The sequence below is a fragment of the Glycomyces artemisiae genome (assembly GCF_003002955.1).
Lineage (GTDB): Bacteria > Actinomycetota > Actinomycetes > Mycobacteriales > Micromonosporaceae > Glycomyces > Glycomyces artemisiae.
In genome coordinates this window covers 1-4,290 of sequence record NZ_PVTJ01000021.1, presented here as the reverse complement: position 1 = coordinate 4,290, position 4,290 = coordinate 1, and the positions used below count along the sequence as shown (strand labels likewise).

At 66.8% G+C, this 4,290-nt stretch carries 5 protein-coding genes; 2 read left to right on the top strand and 3 right to left on the bottom strand.

Annotation, left to right across the window (positions count from 1 at the left end):
- Positions 1 to 263: 263 nt before the first annotated feature.
- Positions 264 to 1,226 (top strand): fatty acid desaturase family protein, encoded by a 963-nt coding sequence (locus tag B0I28_RS26755; RefSeq protein ID WP_106366932.1) that lies wholly within the window; start codon positions 264 to 266, stop codon positions 1,224 to 1,226.
- 24 nt (positions 1,227 to 1,250) lie between these two features.
- Here the strand turns inward: B0I28_RS26755 and B0I28_RS26750 are convergent, their stop codons facing one another.
- The 3 genes from B0I28_RS26750 to B0I28_RS27570 all read right to left on the bottom strand — a co-directional run bounded on the left by B0I28_RS26750 (position 1,251) and on the right by B0I28_RS27570 (position 3,233).
- Positions 1,251 to 2,057 carry a SigB/SigF/SigG family RNA polymerase sigma factor gene (locus B0I28_RS26750; protein ID WP_106366931.1) on the bottom strand — a complete coding sequence of 269 codons (807 nt, stop codon included), beginning with the start codon at positions 2,055 to 2,057 and terminating at the stop codon, positions 1,251 to 1,253.
- Between the two features lie 604 nt (positions 2,058 to 2,661).
- On the bottom strand, positions 2,662 to 2,985 hold the full coding sequence (locus B0I28_RS26745; RefSeq protein ID WP_146148264.1) for a hypothetical protein: 324 nt from the start codon (positions 2,983 to 2,985) through the stop codon (positions 2,662 to 2,664).
- Between the two features lie 83 nt (positions 2,986 to 3,068).
- Positions 3,069 to 3,233 carry a hypothetical protein gene (locus tag B0I28_RS27570; RefSeq protein ID WP_181245995.1) on the bottom strand — a complete coding sequence of 55 codons (165 nt, stop codon included), beginning with the start codon at positions 3,231 to 3,233 and terminating at the stop codon, positions 3,069 to 3,071.
- Positions 3,234 to 3,447: 214 nt separating this feature from the next.
- Between B0I28_RS27570 and B0I28_RS26740 the strand changes: the two genes are divergently transcribed.
- Complete coding sequence (locus B0I28_RS26740; protein WP_181245994.1) at positions 3,448 to 4,281, top strand: transposase family protein; 834 nt, start codon at positions 3,448 to 3,450, stop codon at positions 4,279 to 4,281.
- The last annotated feature ends 9 nt before the right edge of the window (positions 4,282 to 4,290 follow it).

Here is a 4,290-nt window from a genome sequence, read left to right as displayed (position 1 = left end):
CTGGAAGCTCATGCAAAAGGCTCTTTCGAGGGCATCATTGTCGCCGTGTCCTGTGACATAATGAGGGGGATAGGTTTGAGAGCGCGTATTGTCACTGGCGAGGAGATAGTGCCGTGGCTGATGCCTCAGCGCGGGTTTTCAAGGGCTCAACTCACCTTCCAGCGGGAGGGTCGGGGGCGGCTCCTTCGGAGGACGCGCCGGGTCCGCGGGCGGGCGGTAGCGACTTCGCCGAACTCTCGCGCAGGGTTCGAGCGGCAGGTCTGATGCGCCGTCGCCCCGGCTACTACACGCTCCGGTTCGCACTCGTCGGTGCCGTGTTCGCCGCTGCCTGGACGGCTTTCGCACTCATCGGCGACACCTGGTTCCAGATGTTCATGGCCGTGTTCATGGCCCTGGTCAGTGCCCAGGTGGCGCTGCTGGGCCACGACCTGGCACACCGCCAGATCATCCGCAGTCGCGCCGCCACCGAGCGCGTCGGCTGGCTTACCGGGAACCTCGCCAACGGCATGGGCTACGGCTGGTGGACCGACAAGCACAACCGCCACCACGCCAACCCCAACCACGAGGAGCTCGACCCCGACGTCGCGCCGGGTCTGTTCGTGTGGTCGAAGCGCCAGGCGCGCGCGGCCCAGGGCCTGAGCCGGTTCGTCGTCAAGTACCAGGCGCAGCTGTTCTTCCCGGCCCTGCTGTTCGAGGGCTTCAACCTCAACTGGTCGGGCATCAGATCGATCTTCACAGCGGGCCTGAAGCACCGCAGCTGGGAGGCCGCATTCCTCGCAGCGCACCTCGTCGCCTACCTCTCGGCGGTGTTCCTGGTGCTCTCACCTGGCAAGGCGATCGTGTTCATCGTGGTGCACAAAGCGGCCTGGGGCCTGTACATGGGCTCGGTCTTCGCGCCGAATCACAAGGGCATGCCGACCCTCGTCGGTGACACCGAGCTGGACTTCCTGCGCAAGCAAGTGCTGACCTCCCGCAACGTCAAGGGCGACTGGTTCACCGACGTCGCCCTCGGCGGCCTGAACTACCAGATCGAGCACCACCTCTTCCCGGCCATGCCCTCGGTCAACCTGGCACGGGCGCGACCGATCGTCGAGAAGTTCTGCGCTGAAAAGGGCATCCCCTACAGCGCGACCGGCCTCATCCAGTCCTGGCGCGAGGCCCTGACCCAGCTGCACCGCAACGGCGAACCCCTGCGCCATCCGCGCACTCGCGCCACGGCGGGTTGAGCGACTCGGACGACCGGCAGGCGGTCAGACCATGCGCTCGCGCTCCTGCGGTGCGGCGAGCATGTGCCCGCGAAGCTCCAGGAGTGTGCTCCTGAGCAGCCGGGAGACGTGCATCTGCGAGATGCCGATCTCGGTTCCGATCTGGGATTGCGTCCTGCCTCCGAAGAACCGCAGCGAGAGGATCCGGCGCTCGCGGTCGGGCAGGGCCCGCAGGAGCGGGAGCAGGGACTCGAGGTCGTCGACCGACCCGAGCGCGAGGTCGTCGGCCCCGATGGCCTCGGCCAGCGGAAGCCCGCCGGAGAGCGACGGCTGGTCGAGAGAGACCGACCGGAACGAATGCATCGCCTGCAGCCCTTCGCGTACTGCGGTCTCGGGGATGCCCAGCAGCTCGACGAGGTCGGCGGGGGTGGCCGGTCGGCCCAGTGTTTGGGAGAGGTGGGCGTCGGCGGTGTTGATCGCCATGCGCAGTTCTTGGAGGCGGCGCGGCAGGCGCACCGGCCAGGCGGTGTCGCGGAAGTAGCGGCGGACCTCTCCCATGACCGTCGGCACGGCGAAGGAGAGGAAGTCGACACCCCGTAAGGGGTCGAAGCGGTCGACGGCGTGGATGAGGCCGACGTTGGCGACCTGGACCAGGTCGTCCATACCCACGCCGCGGCCCGCGTAGCGACGGGCGATGTTGGCGGCGAGCGGCAGGTACCCGGTGATGATCCGGCCGCGCAGGCCCTCCCGCCGGAAGTCGTTGTCGGTGAGCACGGCCATCTGTTCGAACAAGGGCGCGAGTTCCCCGAATGCGTTGTCGCGGCCTTGTTTTCTGGAATCTTGGGGCGCCATATGAGGCCACCGCCCTGCATCGGTTCGGCTGGCAAACCGGTGTGCCCGGTTTGGGATCGGCCGGGCGTGGAGTCCCGGGCTGGGTGTAGTGGTTTCGGCCCGGTGAGCGGGCGTTACTCACGGGGCAGGTGTCGGAGGGCCCTCATGCTGACATCCGCGGTGCGGTTCGGCGCTCGTCTTGCCGGGGACGGCGAAGGTCCATCACGAGCAACATCGCTGCGTATTCAGACTATACCGATTCGGTCACGATGCTGCGGAAGTTGCCGTCGGTCGTTCCCCTGCGTTCGCCGACAACGCTGGTCTCGACAGCCCAGGCGACGCGCGGCTGCCGTCCGCCAGGGTCCACCAGCGGTCGAGTGCGGCCGACGCGGCGCGGAACGACCGGTGGGAACCGAGGTGCTGGGCGTGGGGCCCGAACGCCTGGTGCGTGTCCTTGAAGGCGGCGATGTACCCGGCGAACTCGCCGTCGATCGTAGCCGCATAGAGGTCGGCAGCCGCATGCTTCCAGACGAGCGATGGCGGCGCGGCGCGGACGGGGTTCGGAGGCTCTGGAGTCGCAAGGTTCATCACTTGAACGGACGCCGACGGGCGCCAAGCGATCTGGTCAGCGCCACAGTCGTCGCGCCGCGGCCTTGCCGCGATCGGGCATTCCGGCAGCGGCATGCGCGAGAGCATCCTTGGCGTCCTCGGCCCTGGTCGCGACTCGTCCGAGGAGCGACTTCGATCTTCGCCTACGGTTGAGCTCCACCCCGATGAGGGCGACCACCGCGATGCCGACCGCGACCGACCCCGCGAGGAAGGGCAGCACCGACCGGAGGAGGCTCCTCTCGCCGTGATCGTTACCGGGTCCGTCATCGCGCCAGTCCTTCTCATGCATTTGCTCGGCAAGGGTTCCAGGGGGCTTCGCTGGTGTGATCGCTGCGTTCATGACCGTGTCCTCCGTTTGATGGTGGTGGAGGCATGCCCGTTCGCGGCGGAGCGAAACCCCGCCCTTGTCTGCGAAGCCGACGTTCAGGCCGTGCTGCGGCCGGCGCGTCGTCTGATGAGTCCGAAGACGATGGTGCCGATGAACAGTACGATGCCGACGGCGGCCAGCCAGAGCAGGCCCTCGATGGCGAAGCCGACGATCGCGAGCAGGACCCAGACGACGATGAGAATCCATAGAACTGTACCCATACTTCGATCATACGCCCGAAAAAGATTCAACCGACCAATACATGAGTAAATTCTGTGATAGCGGTGTGTATGGCCTCAAACATCGCGGACCGCGTTCATCAATGGACGGCAGAACCCGCATAGAGCCTGATGGAGTCTCGTTCGGGTGATCCCGTGTCCGGGATGGGCTGGTAGGCACCGAAAGCGGCAGCGGGCGTGTGGATCGCTCGAGGTTGTGAGCACTCAAGGAATCAAGGAACGGCCGCTGCCGCGATTCGAGCATAGGACCGGCCTCGACTACGAGCAACTGCTGTACCTCGAACGCGAAGTCGCCGCCCGGATCGGCTCCTGGCAGCCGGCCACCGGGCGCCGCAAGGCCCTGGGCCTGTTCGAGGCGATCGTGCTGACCCTGGTCTACTTGCGCCACAACACCGTCCAGGCCGCTATAGGCGAACAAGCGCGCGTCTCCCAGGCAACGGTCTCGCGCTACATCGAGACGCTCGAGCCGGTGGTCTCGTGCTGCCTCGACCGCCTCGCGATCGACCTGCAGGCCCGCGCCGCCCGATCGGACCTGGTCGTCGACGGGTTCCTCATCCCCACCCGCGACCTCACCTCGCCGAAGGGACTTTTCTCCGGCAAGCGCGGTGCGCCGGGCCTGAACGCGCAGGTCGTCTGCGACCTGCACGGGCGCCCGGTCGACGCCGGAAACCTGCTGCCCGGCTCGGCCCACGACGCCCGCGCCTTCCGCGAATCAGGCCTGGCCAAGACCTACGAGCACCACCTGACCGGCAACGGCCCCAGCATGATCGGCGACTGCGGCTATATCGGCGTCGTGCCGCTCACCCCGGTCAAGAAACCGGAGTACCGCGAACTCACCGACACCGAACTGCTCTTCAGCCGGCAGGTCAACCGCCGCCGGTGGGTCGTCGAGCAGGGCATCGCCCACCTCAGGACCTGGAAAGTCCTCAAGACCGGCTACCGGCGACCCCTCCCCAAAGCCGACCGGACCCTGCAAACCGTGCTCAAACTCCAGATGTATCGGCGTCACTCGAAAGAGGCTTTTGCATGAGCTTTCAGG